The organism is Halapricum desulfuricans (assembly GCF_017094465.1).
Classification (GTDB): domain Archaea; phylum Halobacteriota; class Halobacteria; order Halobacteriales; family Haloarculaceae; genus Halapricum.
In genome coordinates this window covers 1,284,551-1,305,824 of sequence record NZ_CP064791.1, presented here as the reverse complement: position 1 = coordinate 1,305,824, position 21,274 = coordinate 1,284,551, and the positions used below count along the sequence as shown (strand labels likewise).

Genomic DNA, 21,274 nt, shown 5'->3' with positions numbered 1-21,274 from the left:
CTGAATCTACAGCTGTCGACCGGAAAAAACTAGGTATGGGGAACGCGCCGCTACTGCTCGTCGGACTCGTCGCCGGATTCCCCGCCGTCCGCGAGCACGAGATCGTCGTCCATCCGGCGATCGTGCCAGCGGAACTCCCGGCTGTAGAGCCCGTCGTCTTTGAGGTCCCACGGATCGCCGTCGGTGAGGCGCTGTCCGTACAGCCACGAGGAGACGACGTTCCAGACGAAGATGAGCTGGCCGGCAAGCAGGATGAAGGCCCCGACGGTTGCCGACTGGTGGAGGATCGTGAAGAGGTCAATCGGACCGACCGAGACCAGATTATAGGTCGCATACCGGCGTGGCATCCCCAGGTAGCCGAGGATGAGCATCCCGAAGAACGTCAGGTTCGTGCCGATCATCGTCAGCCAGAAGTGCCACTTGCCCAGCGCCTTCTGGTACATCTTGCCGGTGTAGATCGGGAACCAGTAGTAGATCCCGGCGAAGACCGCGAACGCGATCGCGCCCATGATCACGTAGTGGAAGTGCCCGACCACGTAGTAGGTGTCGTGCAGCAGGTAGTCGACGGGGATCGTCGCCAGGAACACCCCGGTGACGCCGCCGATGATGAAGTTCGCGACGAAGCCGATCGAGAACAGCATCGGCGTCGTCAGCCTGACCTTGCCGTTCCACATCGTCGTGATCCAGTTGAAGGTCTTGACTGCGGATGGTATCGCGATCGCTAAGGATACCGCCATGAACGAGACCTGCAGACGTGGGTCGATACCCGTCGAGAACATGTGGTGTGCCCACACGCCGAATGAGAGAACACCGATGGCCAGCGTCGAGTAGACGACGAACTTGAAGCCGAACAGTTTCCGGCCCGAGAACCGCGGGATGATGTAGCTTATCAGCCCCATCGGCGGTAACACGAGGATGTACACTTCGGGATGGCCGAAGAACCAGAACAGGTGCTGCCAGAGGATCGCACCACCGCCCTCGGTCGCGAAGAAGGTCGTCCCGACGTTGCGATCCAGCAGCAACATCACGAGCGCGCTCCCCAGAAGCGGGAACGCGAACAGTATCAGCCCGGACTGGGTGAGCATCGTCCAGGAGAAGATGTCGAGGTTGGCCCAGGTAACCTCCTCGTCGCGCTCGGTGAAGATGGTCGCGATGAAGTTGATCGCCCCCATCGTGGCCGAGACGCCGGTGAGGTGCAGCCCGAGGATCATCAGGTCCGCGCCGATCATCGGCTGTTCGGCCGATAGCGGCGTGTACATCGTCCAGGAGGTCTGTGCGGCCTCGATACCCGGGATGAAAAAGCCGCCCCAGATCAGAAGCGCCCCGGGCGGCAACAGCCAGAAGGCGATGGCGTTGATTCGCGGGAACGCCATGTCGTCGGCCCCGATCAGAAGCGGCACAAAGTAGTTCCCGAACGCCGCGATGATCGGGGTCCCGAACAGGAACAACATCGTGATGCCGTGGCTGGTTAACAGGGAGTTGTACATCGACGCCGACATGATGTCTTCGCCCGCCCACAGCAGTTCCGTCCGCATCAGGATGACCATGATCCCACCGACGGCGAACGCGACGAGCGCGTAGGCGCCGTAGAGGATCCCGATGTCCTTGTGATCGACTGTCGTGAGCCAGCGGGCGATGCCACCTGGTTTCTCGCTGTGTCCGTAGGACGTCTCCTCACCGGTGAGACCACTGGCCCCACTCGACGCCGGCGCATACGAGCGCCAGTTTTCCATACGCGTGAGCAGTGCCGTGACGGCGACGAGGAAGATCCCCATGAGCACGGTGATCGCGATCTGTCCGCTTGCCATGTTCGCTATTCGGGACTGGGGGGTAAAGAAATGTTAGGGTCAGTTCCGGTTTTGCCTTGAAACACTACCCCTGATATAGTGGGTGGTTTAAAATAGCCGCACTGGACGGGTCGATTTCGAGAGTAGTTGCGGACCGCTAGGCTGTGCCGGAGTCGTCGTCCTCGTCGGGCTGGACGGTCGCCGTTTCGGCGTGGATGCCGTGTTTTTTCTCCGCGCCGGCGATGGCCTTCCCGGCGTAGTAGGTGAGCACGGCGAGCAGGACGAACGTCGTGAACACGATCGCCAGCTGGACGGTCGAGAGGACCGAATCGAACGCAAAGGGGCCGGGCGCGTAGACGAGGAAGGCAACGAGGAAAAAGCCGAGCATGGCCAGCGGGATGACGTTGACGGTGAGATCGAGCAGCGTGTCCCGGTCGAAGATACGCTCTGTCATACCACCGATGTGGGGTAGTGCGCTAAATAGATTGTTGGTACCGGCTAAGCTGTCGGGTGCTGGCCGAACCGGCCGGCGAGGCCGGTCGCGATCAGCAGCACGCCCGCGACGGCAACCGCTAGCCCGCGGCTGAGCAGTCGGTGTCCGGCGACGTTCGGGCGGTCGATCGACGCGACGACGAGATCGATCCCGATCTGGCCGCCGAGTGCCATCAGCCCCGCGCCGACGACCACAAGTGCCACTCCGATGTACGCCGTGGTTTGCCAGAGGCTGGCGACGTAGTCGGCTTCAGTGAGGATCCCGGCAACGCTGGCACCGAAGAGCAACCCGCCGCCGACCGCGACCGGGAACAGCCCCAGGACGAGTCCAACCTCGGTCAACGCGAAGCCGAGCGCGACGAACACCGGCCAGGGACTGGCCATCAGGTAGCGATCGCTGACGCCCGCTTTCTCGTTCATAGATGGCCTTCGGCTTCGATCGGAAAAGAGCCACCGGTAGCGTCAATCCGTGTGCCACAGCGGAGACAGTCACCGATGGACCTGCCAGGTGAAGACGCTCTCGGCGACGTAATTGACGGAGAGGCCGACACCGATCCCGATGAGATTCGCGACGGTCGGCCACAGGTTCGCGCCGGCGACGACCAGCGAGATCGTGGTCTGCGTCGTCAGCACCCAGAGGACGATAAAGGCGATACTGATCCCACCGCTCCGGACGAGATGGGAGCGCCCCCAGCGATAGAGAGTATGTCGGAGGTCCGAGACGCCCTCCGTCGCGAAGGTCACCCGGTCGTTGAACACGAACATCAGCGAGATCGAGATTTCGGCGCCGACCGCCTTCGCCAGCAGTGGGTCGGCCGTTCCCCACGCCGTCAGCGCGGCGACCACGAGCGTCTCGCTGACGGCGCCGACGACGCCGACAGAGGTGAACTGCGCGATCCGACGCGGCGACAGCAGGGCTCTCAGCACCGCCCGCATCACTTGTCACCGACGGGTGTCGAGCTCTCGCTTTCCGACGAGGTAGCAGTCTGTGATCCGGATTGGTGGTGCTGGAGTGGCTTGACGTGCCGTCGGATCCGACCCATCGCGATAGCCATCTCGATCGGCGTCCTGATCGGATCGACCGTCGAGTCCGAACTGTCGTCCCACGTGATCGGCACCTCCCTGATATCGTATCCGAGCGCGTCCGCGACCGCGACGAACTCGAGGTCCCACGCGAAGCCGCTCTCGTGCATGTGCGTCCGAATCTCGTCCCACTGGTCGGCGCCGACGGCCTTGGCACCGCACTGGTAATCGTACAACGGGACCGCCAACAGCCGGCGGGCGAGCCACGCGAACACGTCACCCAGTCGTCGCCGTATGACGGTCTGGTGGGACGTGATCGTCGCGTCCGGGTGGCGACGGGAGCCGACCGCGAGACCGACCGACCCGTCCCGGACGGGTTCGATGACGTCCACGAGCGACGGTGCGTCCGTCGCGCCGTCGGCGTCGGCGAACGCAAGCACGTCCGTCGAGAGCGTGTCGAAACCCGCGGCGATCGCGGCACCCTTGCCGCGCCGCTCGCTGACCCGATTGATGCTGTCTGCGACTCCGATCTCGGGCGTCGAGGCGGTCGGATCGTCCAGCTCGACGTGAATCTCGTCCGTAACCCCCGTTTCCCGAATCGATTCGAGATACCCCCGGAGCCGATCGACATCCGGTTCGTATGCCGGAACCACGAGACCGACAGTGCGACTCACTACCCGAACTCTGTTCGGGACCTGAAAAGTGCCTTTCGACATGTGTCGGGAACAGACCGCCAGCGCCACCCATCCATCAGTAAAAATGAACAGCAATAGTTATGTCGTGTTAGACATAACGATAGACAGTAATGAGTGCCGAGCACACGAGTCACGACGAGCACACCCGCCGGGAGTTTCTCGCGGCGGCGGGTACAGGCGCCGTGGCGATCACCGCCGGCTGTGGCCGACTTGATGACGATACTGGCCGGCCGGGTGTCGCCGGCGAAACCCTGACGCTCACGACGACGACGAGCACCTACGACACGGGGTTGCTCGATGCGATCCACCCCGACTTCGAGGGGCTGTACGGCGTCGAGGTCGACCCGGTCGCACAGGGGACGGGAGCCGCGCTCGAGTCGGCCCGCAACGGCGACTCCGACGTTGTGATGGTCCACGCCCGCGGCCTCGAAGACGAGTTCATGCGGAACGGGTACGGCGTCAACCGTCGGGACCTCATGTTCAACGACTTCGTCATCGTCGGCCCGGAGAGCGATCCGGCGGGGATCGACGGGATGGATTCGGCGACCGAGGCGCTCACCGCCATCGCCGAGGCGGGGGAGACGTTCGTCTCGCGCGGGGACAACTCCGGCACCCACACCAAGGAGCTGAACCTCTGGGAAGCCGCCGGGACCGAACCCGGCGGGGGCTGGTATCAGGAGACCGGGTCCGGGATGGGCGAGGCGCTGAACATCGCCAACCAGCAGAGCGCGTACACCCTCTCGGACCGCGGGACCTTCCTCTCTCGGCGCGCGGATACCAACCTGGTCATTCTGGTGCAAGGCCCCATCGAGGACGGGCCGGAGATCCTCGCCAATCCCTACGGCGTCATGGCGGTCAATCCCGCGATCCACGACAACGCCAACTACGACCTCGCGATGGCCTACATCGGCTGGCTCACCAGCCCCGACACACAGGACGCGATCTCGGACTACGAGAGTAACGGCGAACAGCTGTTCTATCCCGAGGCGATCTCCGAGAACCCGAACTTCCAGCAGTACGTTCCCGAGGGGTGGAGCAGCGACTCGACCGAGGAGTGATCGTGCTACTGGAACTGATCGAACATCCGCTGGCGGCCGTCTTCGATCTCCCGTTCAGAGACGGCTATGTCTGGAGCATCATCTACGTCTCGCTGTACGTGAGCCTCACCGCCGTCGCGTTGAGCACGCTGGTCAGCGTCCCGGTTGCGATCGTGATGGGGTTTTCTGCGTTCCCCGGTCGACAGTTCGTGAAATCGGTGATCAACACTGGTATGGGCTTTCCCAGCGTGGTCGTCGGACTTGCCGTGCTGTTTCTCGTTTCCAATCAGGGACCGCTGGGATCGCTGGAGCTGATCTTCACCAAGGAGGCGATGATAATCTCGCAGTTCGTGCTCGCGACGCCGCCGATCACCGCGATCAGCCTCGCCGCCATCACCGGCGTGAACGATCGCGTTCGCGACGCCGCCCACGTCCTCGGCGGGACGCGCCTCGACGTGGCGCTGGTCGTTCTCAAGGAGGCGCGCTACGGGATCGCGACGGCGATCCTGGCCGGGTTCGGCCGCGCGATCAGCGAGGTCGGGTCCGTGCTGATCGTCGGGGGCAACATCACCGGCGCGGACGGGGTCTCCAAGACCCGGACGCTGACGACCGCCATCCAGCTCGAGGCCCGGCAGGGGAAATACGAGACGGCGATGGTGCTCGGGGCGATCCTGCTCGCGCTCGTGCTGGTGATCAACGCCGTCGTCGTCCGACTCGGCGATCAGGGGGTCCGATGATGCTCCGGGAACCTGAACGCGTACAGTCACACACGCGAAACGCAACGCTCCGGGCGACAGACCTCGCCCAGTCCTACGGGGACGAAACGGTGTTTCGCGACCTCTCACTCGCCATCGGCAGTGGCGAGGTCGTCGCTGTCATCGGGCCCTCGGGCGTCGGCAAGTCGACGCTGTTGCGGACGCTCGCGCTCGCGCTCGAGCCGGACGCCGGGACTGTCACCTTCGACGGGACCGAGGCCTGGGGCGTCGGCACGTCCGAACGGCTCTCGCTGCGCCGGCGCATCGGGATGGTCTTTCAGGAGGCGAATCTCTTCGACACTTCGGTCGCCCGCAACGTCGAGTACGGACTTCGAGTCCGCCGGTCCTGGTCCGAACGGGTCCGTGCTGGCCTGCAGTCGATACTCAGTGCCAACGGGACCGCCGAGGCCGTCCACGAAGCGCTCGGCGTCGTCGAGTTACGGGACAAGACCGACCAGCAGGCGGAGTCGCTCTCGGGCGGGGAAGCCCAGCGCGTCTCCTTCGCCCGCGCGCTGGCGTACGACCCCGACGTGCTGTTGCTCGACGAGCCGACCTCCGACCTCGATCCGCGAAACACCGCCGTCATCGAGGAGGCGATCGCCGAGGCGCGAAACCGAGGTATCGGCGTCGTCGTGGCCACCCACGACATGCATCAGGCCGAGCGCGTCGCCGACCGGGTGGCGGTCCTGCTCGGCGAGACGATCACCGAGGTCGGCCCGACGGCGACGATTTTCGAGGAGCCGTCGGATCCGCGCACCCGGAAGTTTATTGCAGGGGAATTGGTCTACTGATCGGTCACCCTCGACACCGATCAATGACCGGTCTCGTAGTCACGAGCGTCCTCTCCGGGTTGCAGTTTGGTCGCCTTGATCGCCGAGAGGTTCCGGATCGTCCGCGAGGAGTCGATCTCCGGGGCCAGAAACCGCGGCGTCTCACGCAGGGCGTACGCCTCGCCACCTTCGACGGTGAGTTCCTCGCAGACGAACCCGACGAACCCATCGAGGCCGAACCAGGCGTCGATGCAGACTCGATATCCGTCGTCCGCGGTCAGCAGCAGATGTGTGGTCTCGGGCGGGAATTGTGCGGCTTCGGCCACCGGCGCGATCGGGACCCCGCTCCAGCGCCCCTCGATCTCGCGCCCGGAGTGGCAGTTGATTGTGAACCCGCGGGTCTGCCACGGGAACCGCTCGCGGGTCGCCGGCGTGTCAGCGAGCACGACCTCGCTGTCTCCCGCGACCGTCACGGCAGGTTCGGACTCCTGTGACGCCATCTTCGAGACGTTCGCTGCCCGTCCCCAAGAACGTACCGTCCACAGGCGTCGGTGGCTCCGGATGGGATCGGCAAGACAGATCGAACCAGCGCGACCGTAACCGATGACGATTACATCGACGGACGTAGAGCTAACTCGCTGGCGACCGTATTTAATCATGAGGGATATACATGACGGAACTCGGCGGTTATCGCGATCGCGTCGCACGCGTCGACCTGAGCGAGGGGGACGTACAGTACGAGGGCATCGACGAGGAGGACGCCAAGAAGTACATCGGGGGGCGTGGCCTGGGCGTCAAGTACGTCTTCGAGCAGGGTCCGGACGTGGATCCGCTCGGCCCCGAGAACCTGCTGGCGTTCATGAACGGCCCGTTGACGGGCACACAGACGACAATGAGCGGCCGGATGGCCGTCGTCACCAAGTCGCCGCTGACCAATACAGTGACCGACTCCCATCACGGCGGCTGGTCGGCCGCCCGGCTCAAGTGGGCCGGTTTCGACGCCCTGCTGTTCGAGGGACAGGCCGACGAGCCGGTCTACGCCTACGTCGAAGACGACGAGGTCGAGTTGCGGGACGCCTCGCACCTGTGGGGCAAGACCACCCACGAGGCCCGCGAGATCATCGAGGACGAACTCGACGGCGAGTACGGCAAGAGCCTGAGCTTCATGGGGATCGGCCCCGGCGGCGAGAACGAGGTCCGGTTCGGCTGTATCATCAACGAGGACGACCGCGCCTCCGGCCGCGGCGGGACGGGTGCGGTCATGGGCTCGAAGAACCTCAAGGCCGTCGTGGTCAAGTCGGGCACCGATATGCCGAAACCGGCCGACGAGGAGACGTTCGCGGAGGGCCACAAACAGGCCATGAAGGTCATCCAGGAATCGGACGTGACCGCGCCCAACGAGGGTGGACTGTCGGTCTACGGGACCAACGTCCTGACGAACCTGACCGAGGAGATGGACGGGTTGCCGACCCGCAACGGCCGGTACACCTCGACGTCCGCGGAACGCGAAGACGACCCGAGCGAGCCGAACATCGACGCCGAGAACACCTCCGGGGAGTGGGTCCGGGAGAACATTCTGGTCGACGAGCCGACCTGTCACTCCTGCCCGGTCGCCTGCAAGAAGGAAGTCGAAGTCGAGACGGAACTCGGTGGCGAGACACAGAGCGTCCGGATGGAATCGCTGGAGTACGAGCCGGCCTTCACCTTCGGGTCGAACTCGATGAACGACGACGCCGAAGTGACCGCGGTCCTGATCGACCGCTGTAACAAGTACGGCATCGACGCCATCGAGTCGGGCAACATGCTCGCGATGGCCATGGAGATGACCGAGAAGGGGCAGGTCGACGACGGCATCGACTGGGGCGACCACGACGCCATGTACGAGATGCTGCGCAAGATCGCCGAACGCGAGGGCGAACTCGCGGACGCCCTCGCGGAGGGGGCGGCGGGCGCGGCCGAGCGGTTCGACGCCGAGGACTCCCGGCTGGACGTCAAAAACCAGACGATCCCCGCCTACGACCCGCGTTCGATGAAGGGTATGGCTATCGGCTACGCCACTTCCAACCGCGGTGCGTGTCACCTGCGCGGGTACACGCCCGCGGCCGAGATCCTCGGCATCCCGGAGGCCGTCGATCCCGCCGATCCAGAGGGCAAGGGCGAACTGCAGGTCACCTTCCAGGACCTGCACGCTATCTCCGATTCGTTCGACATCTGCAAGTTCAACGCCTTCGCGGAGGGCATCGAGGAGTACGTGTTGCAGTACAACGGGATGACTGGGCGTGACGTGAGCGAAGAGGACCTCATCGAGGCCGGCAAGCGCATCTACACGCTGGAACGGTACTACAACAATCTCGTGGGCTTCGACGGCGAGGACGACTCGCTGCCGGACCGATTCGTCGAAGGGCACGAGGACGCCATCCCCGGCATGGGGGCCGCCGAGGGACAGCTCGTCGAGCTCGATCAACTCAAAGACGAGTACTACGAGGCCCGTCAGTGGGTCGACGGTGTCGTCCCGGACGAGCGCCTCGACGAACTCGGCATCGCGATCGGTCCTGGGACCGGCGTCTCGGCCGGCGCGTCGGCCGACGACTGATCGGGATCGTCGTCGCGTTTCGCTCAGCTGCCGAGGGCCGCGTCGATCGTCACCTATCTTGATTCAGCGAGAGAATCCCGTCGTCGACGGCACTTCGCGCCGTCTGCTCGTGGCGTCTTCGACGCCACGCTGTCGTCGGCCTACGGCCGACTGCCTAAGGAATCTTCGATTCCTCTCTGTTCACGGCGGGCGTGAATCGCGCCCACTTCAGGAACCATTCACTACTCTTTCTCCATCCTAAGATTTATTTTTCTTGAATACATATTATAATGTACACCGAGGCGGTCTGCTCGCCCAATTAAACGGATAATATCGGATTCACGAGAATCTACATTCGAAGGAATTACCTTCGGGTCGCTGGATTCCCAACAGTACGGTAACTCTGAATCCCATATCAGGGATAGGAGTAACGGCGGTCTGGCCCCGCCAGCAGACTGGTCGTGCCGACCGGTCTGCAAACCAGTAAATCTCCCAACGCTTGCGGTGCGGTTCGGGAAGCCTCGCCGTCGTCGGGCGTAGCCCGCTGCCTGAGGGATCTTCGATCCCTCTCCGTTTACGGCGAGGAGGAGGTCACCCGCCCGCTCGTATCGCCTTTTGCGCGAACGACTCGACGAGCGGCGGCACGGTCTCCTCGTCGCCTTCGACGACGACGGTCACTTCGGTGAGTTCGATCGAGGGACCGATCTCGACCGTCTCCGTCGAAAGTGTCGCCGTCCAGTCCGACCCCTCGACGGTTGTCTCGTCGAGAACCTCGCCGCCGAGCCCCGAGAGGTAGTGACGCGCCAGCCGGGCGGAGATGCCGCGGAAAGACCGTTCGATCCGTTCCATCGTCTCTGAGAGTGTTACCCGTTGAACCGGATCCCGTCCTCGACGAGCCGCGCGTTTCGCTCGCGATTCATCCGATCGGCGAGTTCGTCGTGGTCGTACAGCTGCGCGACCAGATCCGCATAGAGGTTTCGCCACGCGATCGCGTAGATCGGCGACTGGCCCCAGGCGCGCAGCTCGACGACGTGTTCGTCGTAGCGCTCGTGACGGTCTTCGAGGGCTTCGACGGCGTCGGCGACGCTACTTGCGGCATCTCGGTCGGAATCGGCCGTCTCGATTGCCTCGTTGATCCGCTCTTGCCAGGACGCGACGACGCGTTTCATATCGGAACCTGCATCCACGCCTTCCTCCGGGAGCGCTTCGAGAATCTGCTGGGGTACGCCGAGGGAAACGGTATCCATACTGGGGGTACAGCCGGCGGCGTCAAATAGCTTCGGCAGCGACGTACGGCGATCGTTCTCTCAGATTCGGTCCCCATTCACCTCCGACGGTCGCCGGGACTCACCCGCCTGCGACCGGCGGGAACAGACTGAGCGTCTCCCCGCCCGCGAGTTCCGTCTCCAGCCCCTCGATATGGATCACGTCCTTCCCGTCGCGCATGACGGTGATGTACTCCCGGAGTGAGCCGTCCTCGTCGTACAGTTCCAGAGTGGGATACTCCGATTTGAGTTCCGCGAGGGCGTCCCCGACAGTCGAGATGCCCTCGTACTTCCGGACGATCGTCTTCTGCCCGACGACCTCCCGGAAGTTAGCGAAAAAACGCAGCGTCAGTTCCATACTCGGAGAGAGGGGCTCCGGAGACATAAATCCGGGAGCGGCCAGTCGCGTTCGATGACGCCGATCGTCCCGAACCGGACGCTGCAGGTGCGATCGGTCGACCCGCTATCGAGCACGCGAGGTCTGCGTCCGGATTTCCGCTGGCGGAAGGGCTTTCGGTCTGGAACGTCCCATATCGGACGATGCAGCGGGATCGCTCCGCGCCCGTGACCGTCCTCCACGTCGACGACGAGCCCGAACTGTGCGATCTGGTCGCGTCGTTTCTGGAACGCGAACACGAGTGGCTCTCCGTCGAGACGGCACCGGACGCCGAGAGCGCCCTCGAACGGATCCGCGCGGGCGGTATCGACTGCGTGGTCAGCGACTACGACATGCCCGGTCTGGACGGTCTCGATTTCCTCAGGGACGTTCGAGCGGAGCACCCGGATCTGCCGTTCATCCTGTATACTGGCAAGGGCAGCGAAGAGATCGCCAGCGAGGCGATCTCCGCCGGGGTCGACGATTACCTCCAGAAGGAGACACACACCGAACAGTACACGGTCCTGGCCAACCAGATCCGGAACGTCGTCGAACGCCAGCGCGCCCAGTCAGCGGCCGCCGCGGCCGACCGCAGCTACCACAACCTCGTCGATACGTCACCGGTGCCGATTCTGCTGTTCGATCGGGAGGCAGTCATCGTCTATGCCAACGACGCGGCGGTCGAGTTCCTCGACGCCGACGAGAGGAAAGTCCTGGACGAGGTCAGGATGCCTGATCTCGTCGACGATATCCACCGCGAACAGGCCCTGGAGCGGTTCGAGACGCTCTTCGAGACGAACGAGTCGGTCCCGGAAGTGGAGTTCCGGATCCGGACGCTCGAGGACCGGATCAAACGCGCTGTCGTGGCAACCGCACCCGGGACGTACCGCGGGCAGCCGGTCGCGCAAGTGGTCGCCAAACGCGTCGAGGTCGTCGAGGACGCGTGAGGGGATAGAAAGCGCTTTTGGTGGGCCTGCGCGAGGGTCCGGTAATGAGCCTCAGCGACTCGGATCACGAGCTCGTGACCGAGCACCTCGGTCGCGAGCCGACGCAGGCCGAAACAGCCCTGTTCGAAAACCTCTGGAGCGAACACTGTGCGTATCGCTCCTCGCGCCCGCTACTCGGCGCGTTCGAGACCGACGGCGAGAACGTGATCGTCCCGCCCGGTGACGACGCCGGTGTCGTGGCGATCCCGTCGTCCGACGGCAGCGAGGACACGTACATCGCGATGGGCATCGAGAGCCACAACCATCCCAGCTACGTCGACCCGTTCGACGGCGCGGCCACGGGCGTCGGCGGCATCGTCCGGGACATCCTCTCGATGGGCGCTTACCCTATCGCGCTGACCGATAGCCTCTATTTCGGTCCCTTCGAGGACGAACACCCCCGCTATCTCTTCGAGGGGGTCGTCGAGGGGATCTCCCACTACGGCAACAGCATCGGCGTCCCCACCGTCGCCGGCAGCGTCGCCTTCCACGACGAGTACGAGGGCAATCCCCTGGTCAACGTCGCCTGCGTCGGGGTGACCGACGCCGATCGGCTCGTGACTGCCGAGGCCCAACAGGCGGGCAACAAGCTCGTCCTCGTCGGTCGGGAGACCGGCCGGGACGGCATGGGCGGGGCTTCCTTCGCCAGCGAGGACCTCGCGGAGGACGCCGAGACCGAGGATCGGCCCGCGGTGCAGGTCGGCGACCCCTACAGCGAGAAACTGCTGATCGAGTGCAACGAGCAACTGCTCGACGAGGACCTGGTCGAGTCGGCCCGTGACCTCGGAGCGGCCGGACTCGGCGGCGCGTCTTCGGAGCTCGTCGCGAAGGGCAACCTCGGTGCCGAGATCGAACTCTCGAAGGTCCACCAGCGCGAGCCCGGGATGAACGGGACCGAGATCCTCCTCTCCGAATCCCAGGAGCGGATGGTCTACGAGATCGAGCCCGAAAACGTCGACCGCGTCGGCGAGATCGCCGAGCGCTACGACCTGCAGGCCTCGGTCATCGGCGAGACCACCGACGACGGGATCTACCACTGCACCTTCGAGGGCGAGACGGTCGTCGAAGCCGACGCGGAGTTCCTCGGCGAGGGCGCGCCGATGAACGACCTCGAGTACGTCCAGCCCGACCAGCCCGAGTGTGACCTGCCGGAGTTCGATCTCGAAACGGCCTTCGAGGCCGTCGTCGGGTCGCCCAACACTGCGAGCAAGCGCTGGGTCTACCGCCAGTACGACCACGAGGTGCAGGTCCGGACGGCGACGCCTCCGGGCGACGACGCGGCGCTGCTGGCCATCAGGGAGGCGGAGCAGGGCCTGGCGATCTCCGCCGGCGCGGATCCCAACTGGACCAGCGCCGCCCCCTACGAGGGGGCCCGAGCGGTCGGGCTGGAAAACGCGACCAACATCGCCGCCAAGGGCGCGACGCCGCTGGCCGCGGTGGACTGTCTCAACGGCGGCAACCCCGAGAAACCCGACGTCTACGGGAACTTCAAGGCGATCGTCGACGGACTCGCTGACGGCTGCCGGGACGTCGACGTGCCCGTGATCGGCGGCAACGTCTCGTTGTACAACGATTCCGTCGAGGGGCCGATTCCGCCGACGCCGACGCTCACGATGATCGGAACGAAAGACGGCTACGACGCCCCGTCGATGACCCTCTCCGGCGAGGGGACGGTGGTGCTGGTCGGCGGGACCGACGACGAACCGGCGCTGGGTGGCTCCGAGTTGCTCGCCCGACTCGGCGGAAGCGATCGCTTCCCGGCACTCCCCGAATCGTCGGGCGAGTTGATCGAGACGATCGCCGCAGTCGCCGACTTCGAGAGCACGCTGGCGACCCACGACGTCAGCCACGGCGGGCTCGCGGTCACACTCGCGGAGATGGTCACGCACGACGCCGGCGCCGACGTGACCGTCGAGAGTCCGCTCGCGGCCTTCGACGAACAGCCCGGGCAGGTCGTCGTCGAGACGACCGACCCTGTGGCAGTCCGGGACGCTTTCGACGGGATCGCACCCGTCCGGAAACTGGGCGAGGCGACTGCCGACGGGACGCTCTCGATCGAGGCCGGCGACGCGTCGCTGGCCGTCGACGCGACCGAGGTGTCCGAACTGCGCGCGGTCATCGAGGACGAACTGTAGGATTTTTGTCGGTGGTCGCCGAATCCCGGCCTATGAACGAGCGCTCGGCGCTGGGACGTGCCCGGGAGAACCTCACCGAAATTGTCTCCGTACTTGTGACCGGCGTCTGGCTCGCTGCGATGTTCACCGGGCAGGGCTGGTGGCTCCCGTTCATGCTGGTCGGATACGTCGTCATCGTCCCGCTGACTGCGCTCCTGTTCGGCGACGAGGACGATATCGAGGAGTGGTGGGACGACGATGACGAGGTCGAGGCGACGACGGACGCGCACACCGACGAACAACTCGACGCGCTGGAGACGCTCCGGGAGCGATACGCCCGCGGGGAACTCACGGACGAGCAGTTCGAGCGAAAGGTCGAACGACTGCTCGAAACGGAGACGCTTGAGGATGTCGAGGACCGATCCCGTACCGCGTCGGATCGCGGAACAACAGCCGACGACCGCGAGCCGGACCGGGAACTCTCGTAGACGCGATCATCAATAGTTATCGCCCTTGGACTCTCGAACGGAGATATGACCGACTTCTCACGGCGAGTCGAACAGGTGTCGATCTCGGGGATCCGCGAAGTGTTCGAGGCCGCAAGCGAGGACGCGATCAACCTCGGACTGGGACAGCCGGACTTCCCGACGCCCCAACACGCCCGCGAGGCCGCCGTCGAGGCCATCCGTGCGGGCGAAGCCGACGGGTACACCTCCAACAAGGGGACTCCGGAGCTCCGGGACGCCATCAGCGAGAAGCACGCCCGAGACAACGACCTTGATGTCGACCCCGGGGACGTCATCGCCACCTCCGGTGGGAGCGAGGCGCTACATATCGCCATGGAAGCCCACGTCGACGCGGGCGACGAGGTGCTCTTCCCGGATCCGGGCTTCGTCTCCTACGAGGCGCTGACCCACCTCGCCGGCGGAACGCCGAAGCCGATCCCGCTGCGCGATGACTTGACGCTCGACCCCGCCGCAGTCGAAGCGGCGATTACTGACGACACCGCCGCGTTCGTGGTCAACAGCCCTGCAAATCCGACGGGTGCGGTCCAGTCGCCCGAGGATATGCGGGAGTTCGCCCGCATCGCCGACGAACACGACGTGCTCTGCATCTCCGACGAGGTGTACGAACACATCGTCTTCGAGGGCGAACACCGCTCGCCGATGGAGTTTGCAGACAGTGACAACGTCGTCGTCGTCAACGCCTGCTCGAAGAGCTACTCGATGACCGGCTGGCGGCTGGGCTGGGTGACCGGGAGTACCGACCGGATCGAACGGATGCTCCGGGTCCATCAGTACGCCCAGGCCTGCGCCAGCGCGCCCGCACAGTACGCCGCCGAGGCCGCACTCTCGGGACCCCAGGACGCCGTCGGGGAGATGGTCGCGGCCTTCGAGCGTCGGCGTGACGTGCTGCTGGACGGGTTAGACGATATGGGGCTCGAGTACCCGACGCCGAAGGGTGCCTTCTACGCGATGCCGGAGGTTCCCGATGGCTGGGTCGATGCAGTGATCGACCGCGGCGTCGTCGTCGTCCCCGGCGACGCCTTCGGCGAACACGGCGAAGGCTACGCCCGCATCTCGTATGCCACCGGGATGGAGGACCTGAAGGAAGCGATCGAGATTATGGACGCGGCGACGGACGCCGTGCGATAGCGGTTAGTCGTCAGCGGTGTACGCGCCGCTTCGGTGTTCGACGAACGAGGTAAGTTCTCGTGTTTCCATGACCTGTCGATACTCATCTTCGAATCGAGTGTCGAGCACCTCGCTGAAGACCTCCAGAAGTTCCGGCCAAGGAGGGGTTCCTCGTCCATCTCGTAGAGTTACTCAGTCTGCTGATTGACGAGAATGAAACGCCAATTCGCATCCACCTCGACGATTGCATCAGTTACGCGCCCGATGACGGCCTGAAGCTGTTCCTCACGGTGTCGGATTGTCTGGAGTGTCCGGGTAATGCTCGATGGCGTTCGAAACGGAATTCGCCAAGACGGTATAACAATCTGTAGCCCCTTGCTTCTGGAGGAGATCGGTGACTCCTGCCGAAATCGCGTCACTCGCAATCTCTTCGATGCCTTTCCCAGTGAACAAAATAAATGGGAGATCAGGAGAATCCTCTCGAACCTCTTGAAGGAATTCGATCCCATTGCAGCTGGGCATATCGTAATCGGAAATAACGCAGTCGAACGCTTGCTCGGAAAGTTGGTCCAAACCGTTGCTAGCGCTGGTCGCCTGTACGATTTCGAATCGATCGTCTTCACGCTCGAGAAAGATACTGACCATCTCCAAGAGATCGGGCTTATCATCGACGTGAAGGACGCGGAACGTTCCTTCTTCGGTTTGCTGAGAGGACGAGGGTGGCATCAGTTATCGCGTAGTTCCTTTTTTCTCTCTTCGATTGCAGCTTGGATGTCAGATTTAACTGCACCTGACGCCTCTGCCATCGCGTTCTCTAATTTCAGCAGGATTTCGTCCTCGGCGTACAATTTTCTGGCATCTGTTGTAGACATGGATCTGTCTCAGCCTCAGATAGCCGGTATTGAATCCGTGGGCCCAGATTCCGGGTGGAGTGTGACCTGTCTGGTCGAATCAACCATAACGCGATAGCCACAGTACGAGAACTCGACCGACCGCTTTGGACGAGTGTCGGAGCTGTCCGAGCATCGGAGAAATGCATTGAGAGCGTCTGGATCGATGGTTTCGTACACGGGGGGTAATTCACAGATATCCGTATCAGTCTCTTCAGCAATAAGATGGATAATTTTGTATATCAGATCCTCGTCCTCGAACTCTTCCTCTTCATCGCCACCTCTCAGTGTATATTCCATACCTTGAATATGAGGGTCGGCGGGATGCTACTGACTTTTTCGCTAGAAATGTATTTTTATACTATTCATCGTGGCGCTTAAGTGTGCTTGAGATCAATCGTCGAGTTCCTCTCTGAAGCCGAGACCCAACAGCCTGCGGTGAAATACCGAGTTCGTTCGCTACGTCCTGTCGAGTCGCCTCTCGTGGAGAATCATAATAGCCCAGCGTGTACGCGACTGTCATTGCTTCGCGCTGTGCGTCGGTCAGGTCGTACTCCTGGCCCGACTCTAGCGGCGAGAGGGCGTGAAGTTGCGTCAGTTCGAGCGGAATGTCGTGGTCTCGACAGTACGACTGGAAGTCGGCCAGAGCCTGTCGTGATTCAGCCCGAAATTCGAACGACCATCGGTTTTCTCTCCCGAGCGCGGAGATGAGGTTTACGTCGGTTTCGATAATTGCGGTTAAGACGCTCTCGTAGGCCAAGTCCCAGTCGATGCGAATAAACGCAGCCCCGTCCACGTTATCGACCGCCCGAATATCGTGGATGCCCGGGTGCGTGACGTTCTCCATCGAGATGGTCTCGATATCGACATCCCGAACCCAAAAATACGGGATGATGAATTTATCCGTCGGAACGACGCGGTCTAGTTCTATTTCGGCGGTGGGAAACTCCGCGAAGACGGCAGCTAGTGGAAATTCACCGTCAGTCGCAGTGAACGTCGCTTCAATTGCCATAACTACAATACGGATGGTTGTCGAAAAGGTGTATCGCCTCCATCACCATCGCCGATGTTCACCGCGTCTCTGGCGGCATGCCGGAGAAACTCGCTACGGGAATTGAACCCGATGCCAGACCTCACTCCGTTCGGTCTGCCGTAATTCAATTCCCTCAAAACGCATTCGGCGCTCGCGGGTTTGCAAGCGCCAGAAATGCGCCGGCCGGGAATTGAACCCGGGTCGAGGGCTTGGAAGGCCCTTGTCATACCACTAGACCACCGGCGCTCGTTCACTTCGTTCACATCACGCCGTGCATCGACGGACTGCGTCCGTCTCAACACCGGCGCACATCGCTCACGTTGTTCGCTCGTGCGCCGAGGCTCGCAAATCCTCCGGATTTGCTCACCACCGGCACTCGTTCACTCTGCTCACCAGTGCCCGACTGGACACCGGCGCGCGCTTTGCACCCGTCTGTAGCGGGGGGGTCACTAAGGGTGTTTCCTTTCGGACTCGCCATACCCGGCCGGGATCTACGGGCGGAGCAGGCCGAGTGCCTCGGGGCTTGACTCCGAGGGTGAAGGCCGTACGCTCCGCTAAACGTGTTCCGTGCGCTCGATATACCGCTCAATCGTGTCAGTCGAAACATCGCCTGCTGTCCCAACGTAGTACGATTCCTCCCAAGACCCACCACCCCACAGATACTCCTCCAAGAATGGTTCGTGCTGTTCCCACATCTCCCGCACCGTGATGCTCTTGGCCGTCCGCACAATCTTGCTTGGCGCGTGCTTCGGGTGAGCGGAGAGGAACAGATGCACGTGGTCGGGCGAGATGTTTAGCGACAGTATCTCGTAGCCGTACCCGTTGCACACGTCGCGGAAACTTGCTTCCAGCGATTCCTCGATTGGTTCGAGTATCGCGTGGCGGTACTTCGGGCACCACACAAAGTGGTAGTTGACGTTGTACACCGTGTGGTTCGACCGCTTCTCACCCATACAGACAGTACGTGGACAAGTCTTAAGTATTTCAGTATCTGAGTAAGGGTGTGAGATGACGAAACGACTGTCTGTGGACTTCGAGGACGACGTGTACAAGGAGTTCTCGAAGAAATGCATCGAGGCTGATGAAACCAAGTCCGACGTAGTGCGTGGACTCGTCAACGACTGGCTCAACGACTCCGAAGAATGACCGACACTCAGACCCTCGTCAAGACGCTTGACTTCCAACTCGACATTCAGAGTGACAACGAGGGTCTGTTGTACGACGCCACGCTCGAAGCCCGCTCGGTGTACAACGAAAGCATCCGCCTCGCTAAACAAGGCGTGGACTGGGATGTGATTCCTGACCGCGTGGCCGCCGACGCTAACCTCGTGAAGAACACGACCCAGCGTGTCGTCGCTAAGGCTCTCGGCGCGATGGAGAACTACTACGAGTACGACGACTTCGGCCAGCCGAGCCACACAAAGGGCGGTGCGTACCCGCTTCGAGCGAACTACGAGGAAGGGTACAACCTGTCGCTCACCGACGACGGTGACGTGACGTTCCGAATCAGCGCGAAGCCCTACAAGCACGTCAAGGGCGTTCTCAAAGGGAGTGACGCTCACCTCGACATTCTCAAGACCGCGCTCGAAAGTGACGAGTGGAAGATTGGGACAGCAGAAGCCCTATTCCACAACGACAACGCCGAGTTGCACGTCAACGTCACCAACACCGAACAGACCGTTCGAGACAAGCAGGACTCGCGGACGGTCGTTGGTGTGGACGTGAACGAGGACAACGTGGCCCTCACCGCTCTGTCCAAAGACGGGGCTGAAGACACGTTAGTTATCGACTTCCCCGAAATCAAGTTCGAGCGCCACCGCTACTTCACGATGCGGAAGCGCGTCCAGAACGCGGGGAAAGACAGCATCCACGACACGTTGGAAGGGCGTGAGGAACGGTTCGTCCGCGACCGCCTTCACAAGGTGTCTCGGCACATCGTGAAGTGGAGCCGTCAGTTCGAGAAGCCGTGTATCGTCTTTGAAGACCTCAAAGAGATGCGCGACAGTATCGACTACGGTACGCGGATGAACCGACGCTTGCACCACCTGCCGTTCCGCGCCCTTCAGTTCTATACGTCGTACAAGGCGTTGTTCGAGGGGATTCCGACCGCGTGGATTAACCCCGAGTACACGAGCCAGCGGTGTCCGATGTGCGGACACACGGAGCATGCGAACCGCAACAAGAAGCGGTTCAAGTGTCGGGATTGTGAGCATCAAGACCACAGCGACCGTGGTGCAAGCGTCAATATCGCGCTAAAAGGCGTGAAGAAACTCGATTGGAATGTGCCTGCTCTCAACAGCCTTCCCGTTGTTCGGAAGGTGCGACGGCAGGCATCGGGGGCCGTGGACGCCCCGACCGTGACCCATCCGACCGCCCGTGGCTATCAGGCCGATGGTCAGATGGGAGTATCCGACTAAACCACGGGAAGCCTCGGGGCTTGACCCCGAGGCGGTTCACTCGCCTCGGACCTCCGCGTAACAGTTCCCGCTAGACACGCGGACGCGCTCGACCCGGAGATTGCTATCCGCCAGATCGGCCTCGAACTCCTGGGGCGCATAGATGTGGTAGAACCGCGGGACGACGGTATCGTCAGGCAGCGTCCAGTCGATGGTCGTATCGAAGCCGATCTCGGTGTCAGCGTCCGCGTCGAACCGATCGTGGGCGGTACTCCAGGCGCTCACGAGCGCCCGCCCGTCGGGACCGAGGACGCGAGCCAGTTCGTCCAGGCTTCGTCGTCGCAGCTCTCGACCGGGCAAGTGATGCAAGGTCGCGACGTACACTGCGAGCCCCACACTGTCCGACCGGAGCGGCAACCTGCCCGCATCGCCCTGGACCAGCCGCGACCACCCCCCATCGAGGCGGTCGCGGGCCTCCCCAAGGAGGTTTCGGCTGGCGTCTAGCCCGACCACGAGTTCGGAGCGGTCCCGGAGCACTGCGGCGTGGCGACCGTTCCCGCAGCCCAGATCCAGGCCGACGTGCACCGGCGACGCGTCCGAAACGAACGTCTCGACTTCGGGCCAGGGATGGGCACGCGTCTCCGAGAAGTGTTCCGCAATCGTCTCGTAGGTCTCGCGGACATCCCGGGCCTGATAATCCTCACCTCCGCTGTCCATACCCACCGCTGGTCGGGCGCCCGTATCCGCGTTTCGGAACCGTGCACAGGCAGTGCGATCACTCTTTGCGGCTCGTGTCCACTCGCCATGTCGTCGCGTTGGTGTAGGACCACTTCTCGACAGTCAGCCTCGAAGACGAATCGGCGAGTCGACCGAGAACGCTCCCGATCTCCTGTGGGGACAGCTCGAGCTTCGCCGCGAGGAATTTGCTCTTGACGTAGATGGGTTCGTCGCCGACGCGCTGTTCGAGAAGGCGTTCGACGCGCCGTCGCTTGTCCGCCGTCGCCTGTGACATCAGTCGCTCCCCTCCCGGCCGGTCGTTGCGATACCCGACGCGAGGACAGCAGTATCGACCCGTGGCTGATGGCGGTGGCCGACTACCAGACACGCGACGTTCAGACCGATCAGAGCAGCGATCGTCACGGGCGTCGGATCGAACACCAGCGCCAAGACGTAGCCGGGCGGGAGAGCGATCGATCCCCAGAAGCCAGCGGCTTCGACGGCCGTGACGAGTCGATGGAGAGCCGTCGAACCGAGCCGTATAACGGCGGGTTCAGTTTGGGACATATACGAAGCCACGCGCGAAACGTGCCAAAAGCCAGCGAAAGTTCAAAGAGCCATTTGAGAGACGGTTCTGGACGACGTTCCGGTCCGTTCGAGGGTGATCGAGATGAGTCGGGAAGGCTCACAGCGTGGTACTGGCGCCCCGTCGAAACCCCTTTTTTCTCCGGC

27 protein-coding genes and 1 tRNA gene are annotated in these 21,274 nt (G+C 63.0%); 10 read left to right on the top strand and 18 right to left on the bottom strand.

Annotation, left to right across the window (positions count from 1 at the left end):
* Window positions 1-50: 50 nt before the first annotated feature.
* From ctaD to HSEST_RS06655, 5 genes are all read right to left on the bottom strand, one after another.
* Window positions 51-1,808 (bottom strand): cytochrome c oxidase subunit I, encoded by a 1,758-nt coding sequence (gene ctaD / locus HSEST_RS06675; RefSeq protein ID WP_229122915.1) that lies wholly within the window; start codon window positions 1,806-1,808, stop codon window positions 51-53.
* A gap of 136 nt (window positions 1,809-1,944) precedes the next feature.
* Entirely contained in the window at window positions 1,945-2,241 is a 297-nt protein-coding gene (locus HSEST_RS06670; protein WP_229122914.1) for a DUF6684 family protein, read from the bottom strand.
* Window positions 2,242-2,285: 44 nt separating this feature from the next.
* The gene (locus tag HSEST_RS06665) at window positions 2,286-2,699 is read right to left on the bottom strand and encodes a DUF7541 family protein (protein ID WP_229122913.1); all 414 of its coding nucleotides are present in this window, start codon (window positions 2,697-2,699) and stop codon (window positions 2,286-2,288) included.
* A 69-nt stretch (window positions 2,700-2,768) separates the two neighbouring features.
* On the bottom strand, window positions 2,769-3,215 hold the full coding sequence (locus HSEST_RS06660; protein ID WP_229122912.1) for a GtrA family protein: 447 nt from the start codon (window positions 3,213-3,215) through the stop codon (window positions 2,769-2,771).
* Window positions 3,215-3,976: a glycosyltransferase gene (locus HSEST_RS06655; protein WP_229122911.1), complete on the bottom strand. Its 762-nt coding sequence runs from the start codon at window positions 3,974-3,976 to the stop codon at window positions 3,215-3,217. The genes HSEST_RS06660 and HSEST_RS06655 overlap by 1 nt, the downstream gene beginning before the upstream one ends.
* Window positions 3,977-4,107: 131 nt before the next feature.
* Here HSEST_RS06655 and HSEST_RS06650 point away from each other — a divergent pair, with 131 nt between their 5' ends.
* The 3 genes from HSEST_RS06650 to HSEST_RS06640 are packed head-to-tail and all read left to right on the top strand — an operon-like array spanning window position 4,108 to window position 6,580.
* Window positions 4,108-5,055: a substrate-binding domain-containing protein gene (locus HSEST_RS06650; protein WP_229122910.1), complete on the top strand. Its 948-nt coding sequence runs from the start codon at window positions 4,108-4,110 to the stop codon at window positions 5,053-5,055.
* 2 nt (window positions 5,056-5,057) lie between these two features.
* Window positions 5,058-5,771, top strand: a complete 714-nt coding sequence (locus tag HSEST_RS06645; protein WP_229122909.1) for an ABC transporter permease — start codon at window positions 5,058-5,060, stop codon at window positions 5,769-5,771.
* A complete protein-coding gene (locus HSEST_RS06640) occupies window positions 5,771-6,580 on the top strand; it encodes a phosphate ABC transporter ATP-binding protein (RefSeq protein WP_229122908.1) in 810 nt (269 codons plus the stop codon). The genes HSEST_RS06645 and HSEST_RS06640 overlap by 1 nt, the downstream gene beginning before the upstream one ends.
* Before the next feature lie 20 nt (window positions 6,581-6,600).
* On the opposite strand, the gene HSEST_RS06635 is transcribed toward HSEST_RS06640, so the two are convergent.
* Window positions 6,601-7,059: a hypothetical protein gene (locus HSEST_RS06635; RefSeq protein WP_229122907.1), complete on the bottom strand. Its 459-nt coding sequence runs from the start codon at window positions 7,057-7,059 to the stop codon at window positions 6,601-6,603.
* Between the two features lie 170 nt (window positions 7,060-7,229).
* Between HSEST_RS06635 and HSEST_RS06630 the strand changes: the two genes are divergently transcribed.
* Window positions 7,230-9,152: an aldehyde ferredoxin oxidoreductase family protein gene (locus tag HSEST_RS06630; RefSeq protein ID WP_229122906.1), complete on the top strand. Its 1,923-nt coding sequence runs from the start codon at window positions 7,230-7,232 to the stop codon at window positions 9,150-9,152.
* Between the two features lie 570 nt (window positions 9,153-9,722).
* Here HSEST_RS06630 and HSEST_RS06625 read toward each other — a convergent pair.
* From HSEST_RS06625 to HSEST_RS06615, 3 genes are all read right to left on the bottom strand, one after another.
* Window positions 9,723-9,980 carry a hypothetical protein gene (locus tag HSEST_RS06625; RefSeq protein WP_229122905.1) on the bottom strand — a complete coding sequence of 86 codons (258 nt, stop codon included), beginning with the start codon at window positions 9,978-9,980 and terminating at the stop codon, window positions 9,723-9,725.
* 14 nt (window positions 9,981-9,994) lie between these two features.
* Window positions 9,995-10,378 carry a hypothetical protein gene (locus HSEST_RS06620; protein ID WP_229122904.1) on the bottom strand — a complete coding sequence of 128 codons (384 nt, stop codon included), beginning with the start codon at window positions 10,376-10,378 and terminating at the stop codon, window positions 9,995-9,997.
* A 100-nt stretch (window positions 10,379-10,478) separates the two neighbouring features.
* A complete protein-coding gene (locus HSEST_RS06615; RefSeq protein ID WP_229122903.1) occupies window positions 10,479-10,754 on the bottom strand; it encodes a ubiquitin-like small modifier protein 1 in 276 nt (91 codons plus the stop codon).
* Between the two features lie 182 nt (window positions 10,755-10,936).
* Here HSEST_RS06615 and HSEST_RS06610 point away from each other — a divergent pair, with 182 nt between their 5' ends.
* Genes HSEST_RS06610 through HSEST_RS06595 form a run of 4 tightly spaced genes read left to right on the top strand, consistent with a single transcriptional unit; the run spans window position 10,937 to window position 15,527 of the window.
* Entirely contained in the window at window positions 10,937-11,719 is a 783-nt protein-coding gene (locus HSEST_RS06610) for a response regulator (RefSeq protein WP_229122902.1), read from the top strand.
* A gap of 44 nt (window positions 11,720-11,763) precedes the next feature.
* A complete protein-coding gene (gene purL, locus HSEST_RS06605; RefSeq protein ID WP_229122901.1) occupies window positions 11,764-13,893 on the top strand; it encodes a phosphoribosylformylglycinamidine synthase subunit PurL in 2,130 nt (709 codons plus the stop codon).
* Window positions 13,894-13,925: 32 nt separating this feature from the next.
* On the top strand, window positions 13,926-14,360 hold the full coding sequence (locus HSEST_RS06600; RefSeq protein WP_229122900.1) for an SHOCT domain-containing protein: 435 nt from the start codon (window positions 13,926-13,928) through the stop codon (window positions 14,358-14,360).
* Window positions 14,361-14,405: 45 nt separating this feature from the next.
* Window positions 14,406-15,527 (top strand): pyridoxal phosphate-dependent aminotransferase, encoded by a 1,122-nt coding sequence (locus tag HSEST_RS06595; protein WP_229122899.1) that lies wholly within the window; start codon window positions 14,406-14,408, stop codon window positions 15,525-15,527.
* 264 nt (window positions 15,528-15,791) lie between these two features.
* On the opposite strand, the gene HSEST_RS06590 is transcribed toward HSEST_RS06595, so the two are convergent.
* The 6 genes from HSEST_RS06590 to tnpA all read right to left on the bottom strand — a co-directional run bounded on the left by HSEST_RS06590 (window position 15,792) and on the right by tnpA (window position 18,382).
* On the bottom strand, window positions 15,792-16,232 hold the full coding sequence (locus HSEST_RS06590; RefSeq protein WP_324254844.1) for a response regulator: 441 nt from the start codon (window positions 16,230-16,232) through the stop codon (window positions 15,792-15,794).
* Complete coding sequence (locus tag HSEST_RS06585; RefSeq protein WP_229122898.1) at window positions 16,232-16,378, bottom strand: hypothetical protein; 147 nt, start codon at window positions 16,376-16,378, stop codon at window positions 16,232-16,234. Before HSEST_RS06585 ends, HSEST_RS06590 begins: the two co-directional genes overlap by 1 nt.
* A gap of 15 nt (window positions 16,379-16,393) precedes the next feature.
* Window positions 16,394-16,696 carry a HalOD1 output domain-containing protein gene (locus HSEST_RS06580; protein ID WP_229122897.1) on the bottom strand — a complete coding sequence of 101 codons (303 nt, stop codon included), beginning with the start codon at window positions 16,694-16,696 and terminating at the stop codon, window positions 16,394-16,396.
* A gap of 61 nt (window positions 16,697-16,757) precedes the next feature.
* Window positions 16,758-17,408: a helix-turn-helix domain-containing protein gene (locus HSEST_RS06575; RefSeq protein WP_229122896.1), complete on the bottom strand. Its 651-nt coding sequence runs from the start codon at window positions 17,406-17,408 to the stop codon at window positions 16,758-16,760.
* A gap of 196 nt (window positions 17,409-17,604) precedes the next feature.
* A tRNA-Gly gene (locus tag HSEST_RS06570) sits at window positions 17,605-17,675 on the bottom strand.
* 308 nt (window positions 17,676-17,983) lie between these two features.
* Entirely contained in the window at window positions 17,984-18,382 is a 399-nt protein-coding gene (gene tnpA / locus HSEST_RS06565) for an IS200/IS605 family transposase (protein ID WP_229122895.1), read from the bottom strand.
* 55 nt (window positions 18,383-18,437) lie between these two features.
* Between tnpA and HSEST_RS06560 the strand changes: the two genes are divergently transcribed.
* Window positions 18,438-18,575, top strand: a complete 138-nt coding sequence (locus HSEST_RS06560; RefSeq protein WP_229122894.1) for a plasmid partition protein ParG — start codon at window positions 18,438-18,440, stop codon at window positions 18,573-18,575.
* Window positions 18,572-19,846: an RNA-guided endonuclease InsQ/TnpB family protein gene (locus HSEST_RS06555; RefSeq protein WP_229122893.1), complete on the top strand. Its 1,275-nt coding sequence runs from the start codon at window positions 18,572-18,574 to the stop codon at window positions 19,844-19,846. Before HSEST_RS06560 ends, HSEST_RS06555 begins: the two co-directional genes overlap by 4 nt.
* A 36-nt stretch (window positions 19,847-19,882) precedes the next feature.
* Here HSEST_RS06555 and HSEST_RS06550 read toward each other — a convergent pair whose 3' ends face one another.
* Genes HSEST_RS06550 through HSEST_RS06540 form a run of 3 tightly spaced genes read right to left on the bottom strand, consistent with a single transcriptional unit; the run spans window position 19,883 to window position 21,109 of the window.
* Entirely contained in the window at window positions 19,883-20,542 is a 660-nt protein-coding gene (locus tag HSEST_RS06550) for a class I SAM-dependent methyltransferase (protein WP_229122892.1), read from the bottom strand.
* A gap of 58 nt (window positions 20,543-20,600) precedes the next feature.
* Window positions 20,601-20,837, bottom strand: a complete 237-nt coding sequence (locus HSEST_RS06545; RefSeq protein ID WP_229122891.1) for a DUF7123 family protein — start codon at window positions 20,835-20,837, stop codon at window positions 20,601-20,603.
* Window positions 20,837-21,109, bottom strand: coding sequence for a hypothetical protein (locus HSEST_RS06540; RefSeq protein WP_229122890.1), 273 nt, complete (start codon window positions 21,107-21,109; stop codon window positions 20,837-20,839). Before HSEST_RS06540 ends, HSEST_RS06545 begins: the two co-directional genes overlap by 1 nt.
* Window positions 21,110-21,274: the final 165 nt, after the last annotated feature.